The sequence below is a fragment of the Pseudomonas sp. B424 genome (assembly GCF_055408345.1).
The window spans coordinates 33,658-50,835 of sequence record NZ_JBUZTL010000025.1 but is presented as its reverse complement, the minus strand read 5'-3'; the positions used below and the strand labels follow the sequence as shown (position 1 = coordinate 50,835).

General features: G+C 47.3%; 16 protein-coding genes. 2 read left to right on the top strand and 14 right to left on the bottom strand.

Features of this window, described 5'->3' with window-relative positions:
* Together ACZRMS_RS22025 and ACZRMS_RS22020 are read right to left on the bottom strand one after the other, a co-directional pair.
* Positions 1 to 1,506: a YqaJ viral recombinase family protein gene (locus ACZRMS_RS22025; RefSeq protein WP_463997056.1), complete on the bottom strand. Its 1,506-nt coding sequence runs from the start codon at positions 1,504 to 1,506 to the stop codon at positions 1 to 3.
* Positions 1,507 to 1,725: 219 nt separating this feature from the next.
* A complete protein-coding gene (locus tag ACZRMS_RS22020; protein WP_169873041.1) occupies positions 1,726 to 2,325 on the bottom strand; it encodes a hypothetical protein in 600 nt (199 codons plus the stop codon).
* A 92-nt stretch (positions 2,326 to 2,417) separates the two neighbouring features.
* Between ACZRMS_RS22020 and ACZRMS_RS22015 the strand changes: the two genes are divergently transcribed.
* Positions 2,418 to 3,110, top strand: a complete 693-nt coding sequence (locus ACZRMS_RS22015) for a hypothetical protein (protein ID WP_463997055.1) — start codon at positions 2,418 to 2,420, stop codon at positions 3,108 to 3,110.
* A gap of 3 nt (positions 3,111 to 3,113) precedes the next feature.
* Positions 3,114 to 3,938, top strand: coding sequence for a hypothetical protein (locus tag ACZRMS_RS22010; protein WP_463997054.1), 825 nt, complete (start codon positions 3,114 to 3,116; stop codon positions 3,936 to 3,938).
* Positions 3,939 to 3,941: 3 nt separating this feature from the next.
* Here ACZRMS_RS22010 and ACZRMS_RS22005 read toward each other — a convergent pair whose 3' ends face one another.
* From ACZRMS_RS22005 to ACZRMS_RS21950, 12 genes are all read right to left on the bottom strand, one after another.
* Entirely contained in the window at positions 3,942 to 4,226 is a 285-nt protein-coding gene (locus ACZRMS_RS22005; RefSeq protein WP_169873038.1) for a hypothetical protein, read from the bottom strand.
* Entirely contained in the window at positions 4,216 to 4,548 is a 333-nt protein-coding gene (locus ACZRMS_RS22000) for a hypothetical protein (RefSeq protein WP_169873037.1), read from the bottom strand. The genes ACZRMS_RS22005 and ACZRMS_RS22000 overlap by 11 nt, the downstream gene beginning before the upstream one ends.
* Before the next feature lie 34 nt (positions 4,549 to 4,582).
* Positions 4,583 to 7,540, bottom strand: a complete 2,958-nt coding sequence (locus ACZRMS_RS21995; RefSeq protein WP_463997053.1) for a hypothetical protein — start codon at positions 7,538 to 7,540, stop codon at positions 4,583 to 4,585.
* A gap of 143 nt (positions 7,541 to 7,683) precedes the next feature.
* Positions 7,684 to 9,753: an ATP-dependent helicase gene (locus ACZRMS_RS21990; RefSeq protein ID WP_169873035.1), complete on the bottom strand. Its 2,070-nt coding sequence runs from the start codon at positions 9,751 to 9,753 to the stop codon at positions 7,684 to 7,686.
* Complete coding sequence (locus ACZRMS_RS21985; RefSeq protein ID WP_169873034.1) at positions 9,728 to 11,068, bottom strand: hypothetical protein; 1,341 nt, start codon at positions 11,066 to 11,068, stop codon at positions 9,728 to 9,730. Before ACZRMS_RS21985 ends, ACZRMS_RS21990 begins: the two co-directional genes overlap by 26 nt.
* A 2-nt stretch (positions 11,069 to 11,070) precedes the next feature.
* Entirely contained in the window at positions 11,071 to 11,763 is a 693-nt protein-coding gene (locus tag ACZRMS_RS21980) for a hypothetical protein (protein WP_169873033.1), read from the bottom strand.
* A gap of 12 nt (positions 11,764 to 11,775) precedes the next feature.
* A complete protein-coding gene (locus ACZRMS_RS21975) occupies positions 11,776 to 12,156 on the bottom strand; it encodes a hypothetical protein (RefSeq protein WP_169873032.1) in 381 nt (126 codons plus the stop codon).
* Between the two features lie 20 nt (positions 12,157 to 12,176).
* Positions 12,177 to 12,698 carry a hypothetical protein gene (locus ACZRMS_RS21970; protein ID WP_169873031.1) on the bottom strand — a complete coding sequence of 174 codons (522 nt, stop codon included), beginning with the start codon at positions 12,696 to 12,698 and terminating at the stop codon, positions 12,177 to 12,179.
* Between the two features lie 13 nt (positions 12,699 to 12,711).
* Positions 12,712 to 14,031, bottom strand: a complete 1,320-nt coding sequence (locus ACZRMS_RS21965) for a hypothetical protein (protein WP_169873030.1) — start codon at positions 14,029 to 14,031, stop codon at positions 12,712 to 12,714.
* Positions 14,032 to 14,044: 13 nt separating this feature from the next.
* Positions 14,045 to 15,334 carry a DotG/IcmE/VirB10 family type IV secretion system protein gene (locus ACZRMS_RS21960; RefSeq protein WP_463997052.1) on the bottom strand — a complete coding sequence of 430 codons (1,290 nt, stop codon included), beginning with the start codon at positions 15,332 to 15,334 and terminating at the stop codon, positions 14,045 to 14,047.
* Positions 15,334 to 16,344, bottom strand: a complete 1,011-nt coding sequence (locus ACZRMS_RS21955; protein ID WP_169873028.1) for a DotH/IcmK family type IV secretion protein — start codon at positions 16,342 to 16,344, stop codon at positions 15,334 to 15,336. The genes ACZRMS_RS21960 and ACZRMS_RS21955 overlap by 1 nt, the downstream gene beginning before the upstream one ends.
* A gap of 2 nt (positions 16,345 to 16,346) precedes the next feature.
* Positions 16,347 to 17,084: a DotI/IcmL family type IV secretion protein gene (locus tag ACZRMS_RS21950; RefSeq protein ID WP_169873027.1), complete on the bottom strand. Its 738-nt coding sequence runs from the start codon at positions 17,082 to 17,084 to the stop codon at positions 16,347 to 16,349.
* Positions 17,085 to 17,178 lie beyond the last annotated feature (94 nt).

Here is a 17,178-nt window from a genome sequence, read left to right as displayed (position 1 = left end):
CTAACGCAAGCCGGGTTGGGCTCTCATGGGGAAGTGGGATTCTTGCTCTTCGATGTTTACGGACGCTTGGAAGGCGTCCGCTAATGCCAAACTGAGATGCCCCGTCTCAATCTCAATTGGCATATTGGTTTCAACGGAAGGATCGTCGTCCCTAAAGTCCGACTCCTCTCCCTGATTGGAAATTAAGCTTTCGTCAATCCATGCGCCAAAGTGCTCAGCAGCACGCTCTTCGTAATGCTGAGAGACAGCTTTATCGTCTTTTTTTGTGGAGATGCGGACGGCGATACCTGGCTTACGAAGCTTGGCCATGTCCACCCCCTGCTCTTTCAGGTATGCCTCTGCCTTTTCAGCATCAAGCCCTGCCTCATAAAGCTCTTTGTTGTCCAGTTGCCCGCCCAGTCGCTGAATTTCTTCCAGTAGTGCACTGACAGAATACGTGCGGGACTCGGACTGCAGCTCCTCCTCTGTCGCCCCGCGTAGCAGCGCTTCGTTGACGACCAGCTTCGAATCCAAACCATTTGGTTTTACGCCGACCACTGACAGCGGTAGAGATTTCCCCTCAAAATCGACATCTTCAAGTAGCTCAGCCATGCCGGAACTGGCTTGGCTGGCAATACTCGTGAGATAGGAGATCCCCGACTTAGCCATCACATACTGCTGCTGGTATCGCGCAAGATTCAGCTCAACATCCCCTTTCAATTCGAGTTTGCCGTACTGACCTGGAGTTGGAACCACCCCCTTCATGACAAAGTCATTCCAACAGTCTTTTCCTGCTGCAAGCAGCTCAGCCTGTAGGTTTGTTTTCAGTTCAACGGGTAGCAAAACAATCCGGCAACCTGGGAGGTCAACGCGAGATATAGAGTCGACCAGCTCTGCAAAGCGCTGAGGCTCGATCTGGGCCACATTCTTGGTGAGATGCTCAGCGAGCTGAGGAGGTATGTCGAGTTTTGCCAGAATCAGACCGTCAATTCGGATACCAGCGAATTTTGCGAGGGTTGCGTAATGATGCAGCTGAACCTCGTAGTCCAACTCGATAGAGTCAGAAAAGGTATTTGGGACCTTGTAATCAACAACAAACCGTTTGCCGTTCAAAATGACAATATCGTCAGGGTTACCGACCATGAACTCATAGCCCGGTAATTTTTTGGCAACCGACAACGCATTCATGGCCGCTAGATCGACCGACCCAAATGATTTCTTCAGAAATACCTGACGTGCAAGGTCTTCAAGGGCGTTCCCCCTGCGCATGTGAAACGTTTCAAAGGAAGGTAAGCGCTTCATTAGCTTACCTTCCACCACGTCTTTTATGGTGCTGAACCCTGAAGACGTTTCACCACGATAGAAACTGATTAGCGCGCCCATTTCTGAGCCGCCGATACCATGTAACCTTTTAGCGTGCCATGTGGCACGCGGCCCGTGATACCGAGTGATGCCCTCCACCCACCGATTAGCATCTGCCTGTGCGATAACAGGCAGCTGAGGCAGGGCTTCAAGTATCTGTCTCATATAATATTATTAAACCTTGCTAAACGGCACAAAAAAAAGGGCGCTTCCGCCACCATCTCCCATCGTGATGGTAGGCGCAAGGCCCTTCTGCGTCAATTTTTTGGACCCGCCAGTCGATAGCCTAGCGGTCGCTCCCGTTGCTGGCCGTAAGCCCGGTGCAGAGGCCAAAGATAAATAAAATGAGGGGATGGGTGCAGTTAGTTACTGAACTGTTCAGTTTTATATTGCTTCACAGGTGATGTCGATGCCACTAAGCAGTTGTCCGCAAGTAACACCATCGATAGCGCTTAGATTGAATAGCGTTGCTACCTGAAAGTCTCCAGCTTCTTTCGTATTGATCGTGTAGGCGATAACACTTAAGTGTTTAAACTTTTCCATCAAAATTACCTCGTCCATGAAGTTAGCAAATCGCGTTCCGCTCCTTTTAAAGTCTTCGTGACCTTCAGGGAGGTTGCGTTCCCAAACTGACTCGACCGCATCAGTCACTTCTTTTTTTGCTCTGGACATAGCCAAGAAGCCGGTATGTTCAATACCCCGCTCTGGGTCATCCGGAGCAAAACCTGCTTTATTCCTTAACCAATTCCCAATATCTACTGGCACTTGGACAATAGCTGGGGTTAAATCATGTTTAGGCGCTTCTTTGAGGAGGTATGCCTCACCTGGATTCCTATGACCGTATAAAAATGTCATTCCGCTTGATGGAAATTTGACGCTGGGAAATCGACTTTCTATACCCTCCAAAGCAAGCGTTGGCATTATTGGCCTACGATCCTTGCCTGCCTGATACCACAGAACCGTGGTCAGATTGATTTTTGACATACCTACTCCACTAGACACACGGTAAAACCGGGCTTACTAAACGCAATGTACAGCTATACTATACCTATTTCCACCGATTCAGGAATTGCGACGTGCGTAAGAAAACACTCAAATCCAGCGTCACTGAGGAGAACGGAGACCTTTCTCAACCAGTCATGCTGCGAGGGAGTAACCTTGACCAATTCGCTAGCACCCAGCAGTTAGGTCTCATCGAACGAGCTACCGCTTTTGGCATGAATACGGCAGCAATGTACGGTCTTAAAAATGCTGATTTGCCGCTGAAGGCGCCCCTGGCCATTTTGCTGCGTCTCTATGCCGCATACCCAGAACATCTTCCTAAAATGTGGACGCCTTCCTTTACTGAGTTCATTTTGCTTGTACAGAAAGCTGAGCCTGGATTCAAAGAGTACTCTGCAGGACCTCTATTAGGGATCGACAAAAATTCAATTTATCGAATCCGAAATGAAGGGTTTGATGTTTGTAAAGAATCAACAAAGATTCTAGTTACTTTGATATATAAATTGCTGAAGGAAAACTTGTCTAACTGGTCAGTTATTAAGGATACAGTGCAAGTTGAAGCCGAGTCACGCGGCTTAGACCCTGAATTAATATGGAAGAAAGGGAAATGGAAAAGTTCGTCAACGGATGATGAAGAGCCTGAAGCTAAGACCACAACAACTAAAGTAACCAGCCCTAGAAAAAGCATGAAAACTGCGACAGTGACACCAGTTAAAGGTCAGGCGATCAGCAAGAAAATTGTATGGACGGACTCAAAACGGAGTTAGATCATGACTGAAGGTGAAGGTATATGCTTTGCGTCTGATGCCCTTTCAGACCTGGTTGAAGCCCTAAACCGCTGCAAAAGAGAAGCGCTGCGCCCTGGCTCGATAGGTCGTAGTGCTTTTTTCAGCTCAACAGGCATCCAAATTTTTGGCGATTCGTCAGAGCTTCTCATCAAGGCTCTATCAGACTGGGATGTGATGGGGAGCGCCGAGCACGGCAAGGTGCCTCGCTACCCGGCTCTTATCGAGGCAGACGCAGGGTTGCTATGCGCAATTGATGACTTGAACTCCAGTAAGCTGGCGTTCAAAGCCGCTGCGACAAGCATTGAAGCGGCCACTGATAAAGACCGCCAACGCAAGTTGAGAGAAGTTTTTAAAAAACTTCATCTGGGTCGTGCGCATCCACTGCAGTGTTGGCGGGAAGTCAGGGTTTTCCGAGGCCCGAGCCTACAAACTGTCGGTTTCACCACATCGACCAAATCATTCAGCAGCAAAGCAATGACCCGAGTTCAAGCCATCAGAGAGCTTGAGAAAAGAGATGCTGATCGCGAAATACGAGCAATTGAGCGAACAGCCTATCAGTCGGTACGGTGGGTCAACCCAGTGTCGCCATATATTCGGGTCAATCTGTCATACCGAGCGGAAAATAGAAATCTCATCAACGCTACCTTCCACGCTAGCTTACCCATCATCATTGAGAAAGGGGCATGGCCAGCAAAGCTGAATTTCAACCAACCTAAGGAAACACCACAGGACCGGAAAGGCGGCGCTCAAGCGGGAGAGGTAGTACAGCTCCTATTTAGAAAAGACGCTTACCTGGCACTCAGCTAAGTCTCAGCCCATGCGCATCGAGAACGACTTTTCTTCTTTGTATTCAGCGAGAGACCGGAGTATATCGCGGGGACTGGGCATCAGATCCTGAATATCATTTGCCCGACAATCGTAGACGGGACGGTCCTTTGTGATAAAAGACCAGTCTTGGGATTCGACAAGAATATCAGCTGGAGTATCGCGACCGTTCAGGCGTAAAGCGGAGACCTGTCCCGGCCCGCATAGCTGAAATGCATCGAAGCTATCGATCATCTCTTGAATAGTTTTATCGGTACTTTCAGGTTGCATAATTTACCACGCCATTATCTAGTTCTACACCGCGAATGGGGTTAACCACCCCCAGACTACGCAGTCCATCGATTACACTTACGACCTTCCCTGCCTCTAGGAGTTCCGTGATCGTAGGTGGTAGCGCTACTAAGCCCACCCACTCACACGGCGCACCCTCCTCATCAACCAGTTCAAGGATGAGGTCTTTGCGTCCCATTCTGGCGATCAAGTCGCAACGCCCGAGAGTTAGATCATCACCAATGTAGCCTGCCTGACCATTTAAAATAATGGTTGGTGCATTGTTGCCCCCAACGCCTACCAGATATTCACACAAAATCAAAGCACCGTCTCCTGTCAATTCTTAAGCCACGACGTTACTGCTTACGAAGCAGCTCTATCGCTATTTGCTCTGTTGCTTCCTGCCGACTCAAATTTTTGCCAGCGGCACTTTCCATCTTTGCCTTAATCGCTGCTTCAGTGTCAGGCACATGCTTCGCAAGTGTTGCCCGAGCCCATGATGCAGATTTTCCATCTCGGTAAAGGATACCACGAAGTGCACGCTCATCTGGCTCTGTTGCATATGCCCAACGCTTAATGCCACCCATCTGGAAGTGTAACAACAGGTTCTGGACACCATCAGAAGTCTTGAACTGAGCAAACACCATGGCACCCTTGGTAGCGGTGGGTCTCGTAATACCATATATAGCATCACGCTCGTCGTCATTTAGGGTGAGGATCGTTTGAACCCTGTTGGCAGTATCCATATCCTGGCTTACTCCAAAGATAAGAATTGTAGAAGCCAATCTCAGCAAATCTTGTGGGAGATGCTCAGGTATTTGTGTGCCTAGCAAGATGCCGACCTGGTACTTACGCCCCTCAAAGCCCATAGAGTCGATAATGCTCAAAGCTCCTGCAACCTTACCGAGACGGTGAACCTCATCAGCCCAGAACAGCTTATCTACCTGATCCTGTGTTTCTAGGTAGGTCAAGTGATATTTGACCATGACAGGTGACAGACCAAGTTGTTTTTGATTAGCAATAATCTCTGGCCCCGTGAATTTCATGTTGACAAAAAGGTCCTCCGTCAACAATCGCATTGCCACTGAGAAATATACTGTTCGTTCCCAATCGTTGAACGAGGCCGTACCACGCCCGAAAACAGTTGTCATATCGAATACACAGACTCTAGATTCTGAAATATCAATATTTGTCATACCACGCAAGCATGGGAACAATGAATTTGCCGACGACAGGCAGTTAGCAATCGCAGATGTAAGGGGTTGCCCTTTGTACTTCATGTCACCGAATCGCTGTGATAACGAATCCACCACTAGTACTAAGTCACCGAAAAGAGGTACGGCCGACCTTTGAGCAATTCGAGCAGCATATAAAATTGAGTTATCTTTGTGTTTCACCCCGTAGTGCGCAAGAGCGTCAACAATATCCCAGTAGCACTCATCAGGTTTGGTTTCATATTCAATTTTATCCAGAGCTGCTATCACAATCGGATTTGCAGCAAGGGGTTGAAACATTGCTGGTTGAGACTGCCGCTCGTTTGGATCTTTGGCACTGTAAGCCAAATCAATGACGACTTTGAGAACGTTCATTACGTTCGCAATACCCGCATCCTCCAACAATTCTTCACACATAATGCTGAGGAAACTCAACAGGTGTTGCTTATGATCCTCAAGTGGATACCTAAGACAGAGTCGCGTATCTAGTTGATTTTTAACAATGCTCCCATTGTTGGTAAATTCAATGAATTGGGCTTCATGTTTTCGATCAGCAGGCAGAGAGTCTCTAACCATGTCCACTACGCCCGAGGATGATGAACCGAAGTCTATTCCTCGAATGTATGGCATTTCCCTGGCCAAAGGGTGATTAGCAAAGTAAAAGATATGCTCGGAAATACAGTTTGATTTACCGTATCCCATCCCGCCAGTGATAAGAGTAATCATGGCGTTTTGCTTTTTGCTCATTGGTTGGTACGGCATTAGTACCCCATCAGGGGTCCTGAACCACATACTTAATCGTGGGTCCCAAAGACTAGCTGGACGCATAATAGGCAATTGCGAGATTATATCAAATTCGGTTTGAGGGGCTTTAGGACAGATTGGGGGGATAGCGTAGCCTGCAGTTGCTGACATGGTTGCTTCGATTGAACAACCGTACATAGTGTCAACTTGCTGTCCACCCCATTGCTGAAGAAGAGTTTCGACATCGCGAGCACGGGACTGCAATTCTTTGATGTTGTAACGTGGTTCCCCATCTTTGGCATAGGTCACATCGACTTTTGACCAAGTGGTTACCGCAAGCCCGTAGCCTAGCACCGAACCTCCAGATTCGGTGTACTCGGATAGCGCTTGATCTGCTTTTGAAATTTGGCGATTGCTTTGAGATGCAAATGAAAAGACAGAAGCAAACAGGCGATTCCAATAATTCGCCTGGCTAGAATTTGTTGTAAGACTGAAGGCCATACGTACAGGAAGGCGTCTGGTATAGCAAGTTTCTAGAAAGCTCTCCAAATGCGTTGGATTTGTTGCAAGCTCAGAAACATACATAGGTGCGTAAATCCTATCACCCATAACAGCGTACTTCCCAAGATCAACCGCATCCTCAAGCATTTGATGAGAAAGTTTTGGTGGTAACTTGAAAGTCCAATCATTTGGTTTCCCAGTCGCTGTTTGGGAATCCTTAAACGACTGCTTTACTTCTTCAGTTGCGCGTGTGCGTACATCCTTGGGCTTGAGCAAAGCCTTCCACCCTGGACCAGTCCCATCAGGAAGGAGTGAATAACGCATTTCTTTCAACGCAGTGTAGCTATCCAAACGCTCAAACGAGTAACGACTTTCATCACTACTCATAAACATTTTTATCTTATTTACTTGTTGTTCATGAAGAACTTCAAGTGCCCGTACACCTGCCTTTAGGGTCATTCCATTTCGACCCTTAGCAGACTGTCTAATATCGCGCAGGCGCTCTGCAAGGGCGGTAGACTGATCTGACTTAGGCAATGAATCTAGATGCGTCACGATCAGCAGGTACTGACGCTCGCGGGCGCAGATGGACCCGTATACCCCCGCCTCTTCTCTTAGAACGTCTTCAGAACTTAATCCTCGGCGTTTGCCCGCATCGATCATGGGTTGACGACTATCCATGATCTCGTCTTTCATTCCATCGGGATCGTACTCATAAAACCAAAAAAGGTCACTGCCACTCGAACTTTTAGCAGACGTAGAGTTACGAATGAATGTCATCCACTGAGAGCGCAAATTTTTGAATTGTTCGGGAAAATATTGTCCCATGTAACCATTCACTCGAATAACACTCATGAGTGATCCGTTATATAGCGCAAGCACCATATCGTCATGGGGACACGCTATGGGAAAATATTGTGTGTGATCAGCTTTAGTCCAACCCCGGACTCCATCGTAAAGCTCTTCGATACCGTCGAATAGGCGATCTACAATATTAGTCAATTTGTCATTCCCATAGCTTTAGTTATTGCTTGACGAACGTCGTTGTAGGAACCGGGTAAAAAATCTGGTTCGTTGGAGTTCGAAGAAGTAAGAATATTTGAACAAGAGTAACCCATTTCACTTAGGAAGCGAGATGGTGCATATATTTTATCGTCATCACTGCCTGGGAATGCATAATGAGCGGAGTGAAAAAACTCGCAGCTAACTTTTGCACGCGTAATGCCTACATAACCTAGGCGTCGTTCTTCCTCCATGTGCGAGTAACCAGCATCTTCATCACTCACATCACTTCTTGCATCGAGAGGCATCAACCCCTCACTCATGCCGACAATCAGGACATAGGGATATTCCAAGCCCTTGGACCTATGTATGGTGCTCAAGGTTACCTGGTCAGAGCTGCCTTCAGTTTGACCCGCATCTCGCAAAGCAATCTCAACGGCAATATCGCGCCACGAGAGTGTTTCCCCGGATTCTTTTCGCTCTCGAAGTTCATCTTCAATATTGTGAGCGAGCATCTTGATGTACTGCTCTTTTTTCTCACGAATTTGCTCGTCTTTTTCTCGATCCAGTATTGCCATTGGCCCGTTAACGGCCCAATCAACAAATTCCAAAGCGGAATGACATAGCAAAGCTTCCGACTGAAGGTCGCTCATGAATGTCCGCAGCGTTGAAAGGCCACGTTTCGGTACGTTATCCAGCGATTCTGGGAGTTCATATAGCGTTGCGCCTGGCGTATTCGCTAGCCAGTCACATACTGCATAGCAGGATGCTTCGCCAAAACTGTCGATGTATGGCGTAAGAGATTTTAACGCATATGTATCTTGGGGATTCCGCGCCAATCTAACCGCATTCGTGATTGCGGAAACCTCAGAACGATCAAACAAACTCATCCCGCCCACCACGTGATAGGAGATGCGCTCTCTTCTAAGGGCAGGTTCGAGCAAGCCCGCCATTCTATTCGTGCGATATAGAATGGCAATGTCTTTGGCAGGAACGCCGGATTCAATAAGCCTCGAAATCCCCTCTGCAATTTCGCGGACCATCTGCCAATGATCGGGATAAGAGTTCAAGGTTAGCTCTTCTCCTTCTTCTCCGTTTGAAAACGGAGTCTTATCTAGACGGCCTTCATTGTGTTTGATGAGATCGTGCGCCGTATTAACAATGGCTTTTGTAGATCTATAGTTTTGCTCTAGTCTAAGAGTGGTAGCATCAAAGTCGTGTTGGAATCTAGTGAGGTTTTTCACCTCAGCACCACGCCAACCATATATTGACTGGTCATCGTCGCCCACGCATGAAACTGAACAGTATCCTTTGGCGATTTTTGCTATCAAGCCGTATTGGATACGGTTTGTGTCCTGGTACTCATCCACAATTAACGCGCCTAATTCTTTTCTCACACTTTGGAGAAAATCAATATCACGAGTAACGCGCAAAAGCGGTAGGAAAATCAAATCATCAAAGTCGAGACAGTTTGTAACTTGTTTTTGGTTTTCATACCCAGTAAGGGTATTCCAAGCCAGTTCAGTTTCCATATCAGTTAATTTATGGCTGGATTGTAGTGCCTCACAAAGCACGCCCTTATTTTTGCTTTGATTCCTTACGTCGTAACCACTTTGCCGCTTTAGGCTCCAAGTGTTGAGCCAGTTCATCGGGTTAAGCCGTTTTTTATCAGTTGGATCGATTTTCTTAGGCAGACCTAACTCGTGTGCTAGAGCCCTTAGGGACCTTTTCACATCAGTTTCACTAAGCAAGCTGAACTCAGGTGCTAAGCCAAAACCTTGAGGGTCTGACTTGATAAGTTTCATTCCATAACTATGAAATGTGTCTATAAGCACATTATGAGGAATGATCCCATTCACGCGCTGAACGCGGGCCTTCATTTCTTTGGCTGCTTTGTTGCTGAACGTCAGCATCTGTAAATTCAGACCATCAGGTTGCAGCTTAGCCATTTTGATTGCTTTCTGAGCAATTACTGCAGTCTTGCCAGATCCTGCCCCTGCAATAACCAAGCACGACTGATCAGATGGAAGATCAACTATTTCACTTTGTTGTGGATTTAGCTGCATGCTGAGCAAGCTCCATCTCTTTGAGGCAACCCTGGTCGACCTGAATGTTTTTAACAAACTCAAGGGACGATATAAGCCGCTGCTGAACGCAAAGAGCGGACATGTTGTTCATTGGGTATGGCGTCAACCCTTCCAAACTGGCGGGGTATAGCAAACCGCTTTCGAGAGCTGCCTGCGGTATTAACATGCGTACGGATTTCGGACAGACCACACCGATACGTCCATTGCCGTAGGTGGTTATCTCCATTCCGGCTTTGTGCAGGGTGAGCGCCGTCTTCAGGCACCGCATACGGTCTTCAGCTTGAAGCCACGCGGTAGACAGCGTTTTGGATATTGCAAAATTACCGCTGTTTTTTCGAAGTGTTCCAACCCAGAGATTTTCCGCTGCGAGGCCGTAAGCATAAGAAATCGCTGAGCGTTTGGTATTGAATATGCGTAGGCCGGTGTTTTGCCATGAGTCGGCCACCGCTACATCTAACACTTCGACCTCACCAAAACTGCTGAGGAATGCTAATTCTGGTAATGCACACCACTCTCTGAAATTGCGCGCATCGTATGACTGCCCTCTCGCGGTCACCGAGTTAACTCCAAGCGCTCCTGCGCCGTAGTTCATCAACTTACCGACACGCTCTTCGATCTTGTGTAGTCGAATACGAGCAAAAAGTGGTTTTTTGGCATCGAAGGCCCAGTTCACCAGTGTGGCAGGTGATCGACCTAGATCAGGTAAATTGTGCTTGGCTATTTCCTTGAGCCCACCATGTGGTACTGGCAACTTAAGCATTTCATCTGCCCATGGCACCCTAGGAAACCAATAGCTAAAGACCTCAGCTTTTTCGTACCGCCGATTGCGCTCGCAAGCGGTGAATCTTTGACAAGATTGTTCTGCCACATGATGCAATATGCTGTTCTTTGGACCCTCTGCACTTCCATACAGCTGGCCTACTGCCTGGGCCATGCCGAATGCCGGGTACTGTGTAAGTCCAAGTTGCTTTTTTAACAATTCAGCAGCACACCCCAAAACCTCGGCAAGGATGACTACTTGTTGTTCAATCGATACAGTCTGGAGCCCTAGCTCTTGAACCATTTGGCTCAACCTGGTCCGGAAGTAACTATCACTCGCAATATGCGGGGTGCGGTTCAGTCCTGCCTGAAACAGATCGTCAGAGCTTGCGTTTGTAATCCAAAGCGTTTGGGAGGGAAGGTCTGTGGTAGCCGAAAAAGAGAATGGCTTGCCGCGATGTTCACATGCAATGTTGTCATCTCGGCTGAACGGAGATGCATTTCGAAAAAGCACAATTCCAATTTTCAGAGCCATCCCTAAACCTCGTCAAAAAAGTTATTCGCTTTTTCAAGCGGTAAATAAGTCGCCTGGAACCAATATTTAGCCTGACTAACCCAAAAGCTTGAATTTGGCCAAAAACGAACGCCACTCATTATTTCATCACGCGCCGAGTGAAACTCATTAGGTAGTAGCGCCAATGCCCGAGAAAAGTCCGAATCGCAGTCTTCTTTATATAATGGAATGTTACTTGCTAGATGGGCTCTGCGCCCTCGGAACGAGATGTCCGCGTGATTCAATGCCTCTGCAAGCGGGTGTGCCACATCCAAGCAATGCGTGCTAACGGCTATGTAGGAAGCAATCAGAGATAACTTACTCTGCTCAATTTCTGGCAGCCATATCAAACTCCCAGCCAACGGCGTCAGCTCTCCTTTTAATGCTGGATGCTCGACTACTGACCAATTGACTGCTAGCGCTGAAGCACAAAGAGGACACATACATTTAGCGTCTTTTAGTTGTAGTGCAGCAAGACCTGGGTGTTGTATATCAATAGGCACCATGTAGCCATGCGGTATTTTCTTACTAGTACGGCTAACAAACCCGCAGGAGTAGCATTTGAATCCAGCTTTATCAAGAACTTGCATGCCAACTTTCTGTAATCTTTCGTTGGCGAACCAAAATCCTTGAATTACTTTTCCAGCCAAATCGGGGTTGTCAACCGTACCAATCATTGAAGTTATTCCTTAGTAAGAAACACCAAGCTCATCGAAGCTGTTCGAGGCGTTGCCTGCACCTGAGGTCAACGAACCCGATGCGGCCAAAATGATGATAGGAATAACAACTGCTGCTGCACCCCCGCAAATCGAATATAACTGCCAAGTAAGCGGCTGCTGTTGTTTTTTGGTAGTGATGGAAGAAATTACTCCCCATGCAGCGAAAACGACCCCCGTCGCTGCAAAAAGCAAAAGAATGATAGGAAGCATGATCTTCGCTTCATCTTTCCAGCCCAGCCCAAAGTCCGAAATCATAGGACCTGCTGCAAACGCAACACCTGAGGCACTGAGAAGTGCAATTGTTGCTACTGCCATTACAGCGCGTGTAGCAATATTATTTTTCTGTTTCATAGGTAAAGCTCCTTCGATAGTTAACTAAAAAAACCCAAGCCTGTAGATGCCTGAATTGCTAAGGCTATATGAACTGTACAAACCAATGCCGAGCCTGCGAATATTCGGGCCATGATACTTCCCATCAAATCACCGCGTGATTCAATTGAAACCGTGCCTAGTTTAGAAGCCATCAAATAAGCGCGGCCCAGTGTCACATATCCTGTTAAAACCAAGATCCCGATTGCAGCCATGATGGCGGGATCGTATGACCCTCCTCCGCTATATTCTGAAATACCCATGGGGTCTGAGTTAGCCCACAGGGTACCGCTCCAAGCCTTTGTCCATAGAGCTAGATCTACCATCGATGAACCCGCAATCAGTTTCCAAGCGATATGGGCACCTGGAGTTACGAGTCCACTATCACGCTTGCCAAGTTTTATAATAGCGAAAACACCGTTCGCGGAAATCCAGATACCCATGACTGCAAAAATCATCAGGATTGTGTCCAGTATTACTGGATACTCGCCACTCAAATTTGTAAAGATAGTCGTGAAATCCACTGTTTATACCTTTTCAGCGAGCGATTAAACCGCTTGTGGTGCATACAGTTCGCGAGTTCGGATCAAAGCTTTTTACTCGGCCAAAGCCTGGAACCTCTGCATCTTCACGAAGCATTAATGCTTTGCCGTCATCGCGACGAACGTACGCGCCAGTTGCTGTTACACCTTTGACCTTCCAAATTTGGGATACTGTTCTTGCGCCACACTGAACAGCCTGATTACCTTCGTTAACCTTGACCTGTGGTTTAGCTTGGGCTTGAACCTTTGTTTGTGTCGCAACCAAATCATTTTTCTGAGGCGATTTTACTTCTACACGCTTGGCTGGTGTTTGAACTTTAGGATAGTCAGATTTAATTGCGCCACCAACAAGCACAAGTTTCCCACTCGATGGGGGGTTTTTCGCTGTCTCAAGTTTCATAGCTTTCATTGCAGCAGCCACTGCGGTTTTGGATATATCATTGAATCGCGCTTCGGTACTTTTCGAAAGCTCATTCATACTCAATGTCAATTGATTGAGCTTACCTTCAACCAAATCTGTTTTGGTTGAAGAGGCGGCGATTTGAGTTTTCAGAGCTGTGATTTCGCCACTGATGTTCCTGAGCGTTTCTAATACAGTAGTCATTTCTTTACCGCTGTTAGCGATTGCAACTGAAATTGCTGCAAACTTCTCATCGGTTCCTGCGCTTACTTCTGCTGGAGCGGCTTTACTGCCTGCTTTGTCATTGAGTGAATTACGCTCTGAGGCCTCAACAAGTGTGTCGTAGAACTTTTCATCTGGCTCCAGCTCGTTCCTGGGGATGATAGGCTGCACAGGTACACCGCCAGACTCAATCAAATGCTCATTGCTATTTGACTCACGAGTTTCTACGTTGGATGAGCTGTCGTCCCCAAATTGCAGTGGCTCAGTTGCCATGGTGTTCGCATGTGGCTGATCAATATGTTTGGACGCACCAAATGTTTCAATGCTGCTGACTCTTTCGATAGGCGTATGTGTCGGTTTCAGGACCTGTGAGGCTACCCAGCCCAGACCGCAAAGCATGATAAGAACTGCTCCACCGCCCAAAATATGCAACCGATACTTTGAGAAGAACGATGGCTTGGCAAGAGCCCCCTCGGGCTGAATCTCCTCGAATTCGTCTTCAGACTCATGCCCATGAGACTCGCCCGCCTCAGGTTCACGTGGCCCTCGAATATCGCGACGTATGACATCATCAGGTTCAGCGCGCAAGACCGAGTCGTCACGTATTTCAAGTGACTCGGTCAAGCCATCAGTTTGGAGGTCTTTTTCAGTGAAGCCATATTCTGTGTCGTTACTTTTTTGATCGTTAGACATGCCGAAATCCTAATTATTTATCGCCGCACACATCATCCATAAAGACGACGCCGACTAAGTCATTAACTTTAAGAGAAACTGTCAGGGGTCGATTAATACGATCCTGCATCACATCACCTATGGACTGACCAAGATCCCCTAGAGCCATTTTTAGTTCTCGGCTAGTATCTTTTGTGGTGTCCTGGACAACGTTGTCACGAACATAAATGGTTTTCGTATCGGCGTTTCGCTCCGAAGCTTTGCCGATTGCACTTAAAACGGTCCCGACACCCCACCATCCGTAGCGATACATTGTGTGATAGTTCACATCTCCGCTAACAGCGTTAAGAACGGTGTCCATGTCGAGCCCGATTGCATTAATCTTAACCGGATCATTTATGCCAACTAAACTGTTCAGCTGCATGCGCATCCATTCTTCTTTGCGCTCGAACTTACCAGTCATTCGATGTTTCCGCAGTGGGCCGTTCACCAGCTCAAGAATGACAGGCCCTCCAACATCACTATTCAAAGCCATCGTTGATCTAGCTACATACTGATGACCAGCCCTAATAAGAGGCTTTTCACACTTAGATGGCATCTCACCTGCTAGGGTGCCGTTGCTGTCATAGCGCTGACTCCCATTCGCCGCAGAACCATCATATTCTGCACTAGCATTTTGCTTTTTAGCAGGTTGCTGATATGTCCACGACACTGTCTGCAGTACAGGTACCTTTTCACCTTCAGCCGCAATCAATCGTTTAACCATATCTATTTGCTCCGAGGACGGAGGAGCAACTTGTTGCACTTGCTGACGAGTACCAGATTGTTGGTTCCCATTAGAACCAAGACCGGGTTGCCCCTCTGGCTCTGTATTGCCAACCTTTGAGACCCTGTCGGGTCTCCCAAAGTCTCGCTGTCTTCCAAACTCGCCATTATCTTCAGTCACAACAATGGGATGTTCACTTGGGTTTATTTCTTGGAGCTTTGGCAGTTCTTCCTCGTTATAACGTGTGGCTTCTTCCTGCTGCATGTTAGTCGGACGCGTATTTTTCTGTGTTTTGATTGAGCCGCCGTTGGTCACACCCGCTCCACCTTGTAGTACTGGAGCTTTGACCGACATGTAGCTCCAAGCTGCCCCACCGATAACGATAGCCGCCACAACCCCAAGGAATATCAGCTTCCCTTTATTCGCTGGGTTGAAAATTCCTTTGACTGCACTAAATCCGCCAACCCGTGGAAGGTCAACATTATGCTTTGCTGAAATTCTGTCTCTTGGGTCTGCGTCGATGTGCCCCAAGTCCAACTCATTAATATCCTGGCTCATCAGTGTCCACTTCCATTAGCTACTTCTGCCATCACATCTGATTGAGCTATGCGCTTTACCTTTAGCGTCACAGTTTTACCTTCACCATTACTGGCCATAACTACTGTACTTGCAGGAAGTTTGTAGGCACGGTAACGGCCATTGGCATGGCTAGCTCCAACAACTTTAGGTGAAAAGACTGATAATGGCGTTTGCATATACATAACATTACCTTTAACCCATACCCGCCCTTCACCGCCCTCGACTACCATCGCGGTACTTCCAATGGGCCCAACTCCATACAGAGCGTTATTCAAATCAGAATCTGCTTTTGTTCCGACTACCACTTCATCAGATCGATTAATTTTCGCTAAATCCGTTTGAGGGCCGACTTCTGTGAGTTTAACGGTAGCTTCTTTGTGAAATACCCCTGACTTGCCCTCCAGCATGATTGTTACCGGAGTAGAGCGATTAACTAGGTACACGGTTAAGTTACCTGTAGCACCGTGCTTACTTGATGTCAGAGCAAACGATCCTGCTTGAGGATCGAGGGGATCTATTCCACCACTTCCACCTTTGCCAGATTCTCCTTCAGCAGTAGGAGTTGCATCTGAAATTCTTTCGACTTGTACCAAACCTTCAAGAAAGTTTACTACCTTACGTATTGGCCATGGATTACCGTAAGCATCAACAAAATTCACGCTTGTGCTCATATATCGCGCAATATTAATTGTCGGCGTTTTACTGGACGGTTCGCTTGTTATTTCGAACGTCTCTTCAATGTCTAGCAATGGCTCAGCAATATCGTCGAATGTCTCAAGCACAGGTACGCGTTGTGCTGCACTGTTTCTGATGATTTGCTTACGCACATTGATGATCGCCTCTGGACTCGCAGTCAAAATCGTATCTGCAATATCTGGGATACTGGCTGGAGGAAGCGGCTCACCTTGCTGGGATTCACTGCCAGCAGCATAAGCTGACTGGTTGAACAAAACAGAAACGATAGACACGGCTAGTACTAACTTTTTCATAATCAACGCCCTTGAGCTGATCGAGGAACTATTCGATACGATTCAACCCAAAGGCCGTCTTCTCGCAGTACAAGTGAAGTTCGACGAACCTTCATAGTCATCACTACATCCATCGTGCCCCGCTCCCGCCCATCAATATTCACTGTATATGGAACATCGACTATCCACTCGTAGTAGCCTTTCGAGTTAAGCTGATATGAGCGCATCACAGGAGTCATGCTTCTCGCGTACAAGTTTCCCTGTAATTCAGGAGTTAAGTACTTCAACAAACCTATTTTCTTCAGGCTGTCTGAGAAATTACTCCGGCTTTTATCTGAAAAACAGAAAGTGTTGTTGCTGAGCGAAGTATTCCAATCTACCCAAGAAAGTCGATATGCGCTTTCAACACATTTCTGGGACCAAGCCAAGATCTCTTTCTGCGAGTACATCGGATCATTCAACAACGGCAGTGGTCGAATTCGGCCATCAGTTGTTTCTGCTAATAACTTTGGCTCAGGTTGAAATTTGTACTGCACGAAATTACCTGAAATCGAGCAACCCAAGGCAATAAAAAGACCAAAAATGATTCGATTCTTTATTGTCTTTTCTGCACGCGCATCGAGGCCCGCCTGGATCATGGAGACTAAGCCATTGGCATCGAGAATTTCTTTTGCCGCCTCTGGCGTCAGTTTCTTGGGGTTCTGAGGCGCTTTTTTGCCCTTAGCGCTTTCAGATGCGGGGGGGGGATTTCCAGTAGACACGTCCGGCTCCATCGATGCCTGGCACCCTCTCGACGCCAGCTTTCGCGTATCCTAGCAGGAAACCATTACTCCGTGTAGTATCACTATACGATGT

Bases quoted from the DNA above. Each gene is read 5' to 3' on its own strand.
- ACZRMS_RS21980 (WP_169873033.1), bottom strand. From the start codon at position 11,763: ATGATTGGTACGGTTGACAACCCCGATTTGGCTGGAAAAGTAATTCAA.
- ACZRMS_RS22020 (WP_169873041.1), bottom strand. From the start codon at position 2,325: ATGTCAAAAATCAATCTGACCACGGTTCTGTGGTATCAGGCAGGCAAG.
- ACZRMS_RS21995 (WP_463997053.1), bottom strand. From the start codon at position 7,540: ATGAGTGTTATTCGAGTGAATGGTTACATGGGACAATATTTTCCCGAA.
- ACZRMS_RS21990 (WP_169873035.1), bottom strand. From the start codon at position 9,753: ATGCAGCTAAATCCACAACAAAGTGAAATAGTTGATCTTCCATCTGAT.
- ACZRMS_RS21985 (WP_169873034.1), bottom strand. From the start codon at position 11,068: ATGGCTCTGAAAATTGGAATTGTGCTTTTTCGAAATGCATCTCCGTTC.
- ACZRMS_RS21965 (WP_169873030.1), bottom strand. From the start codon at position 14,031: ATGTCTAACGATCAAAAAAGTAACGACACAGAATATGGCTTCACTGAA.
- ACZRMS_RS21975 (WP_169873032.1), bottom strand. From the start codon at position 12,156: ATGAAACAGAAAAATAATATTGCTACACGCGCTGTAATGGCAGTAGCA.
- ACZRMS_RS22025 (WP_463997056.1), bottom strand. From the start codon at position 1,506: ATGAGACAGATACTTGAAGCCCTGCCTCAGCTGCCTGTTATCGCACAG.
- ACZRMS_RS21955 (WP_169873028.1), bottom strand. From the start codon at position 16,344: ATGAAAAAGTTAGTACTAGCCGTGTCTATCGTTTCTGTTTTGTTCAAC.
- ACZRMS_RS22005 (WP_169873038.1), bottom strand. From the start codon at position 4,226: ATGCAACCTGAAAGTACCGATAAAACTATTCAAGAGATGATCGATAGC.
- ACZRMS_RS22010 (WP_463997054.1), top strand. From the start codon at position 3,114: ATGACTGAAGGTGAAGGTATATGCTTTGCGTCTGATGCCCTTTCAGAC.
- ACZRMS_RS21960 (WP_463997052.1), bottom strand. From the start codon at position 15,334: ATGAGCCAGGATATTAATGAGTTGGACTTGGGGCACATCGACGCAGAC.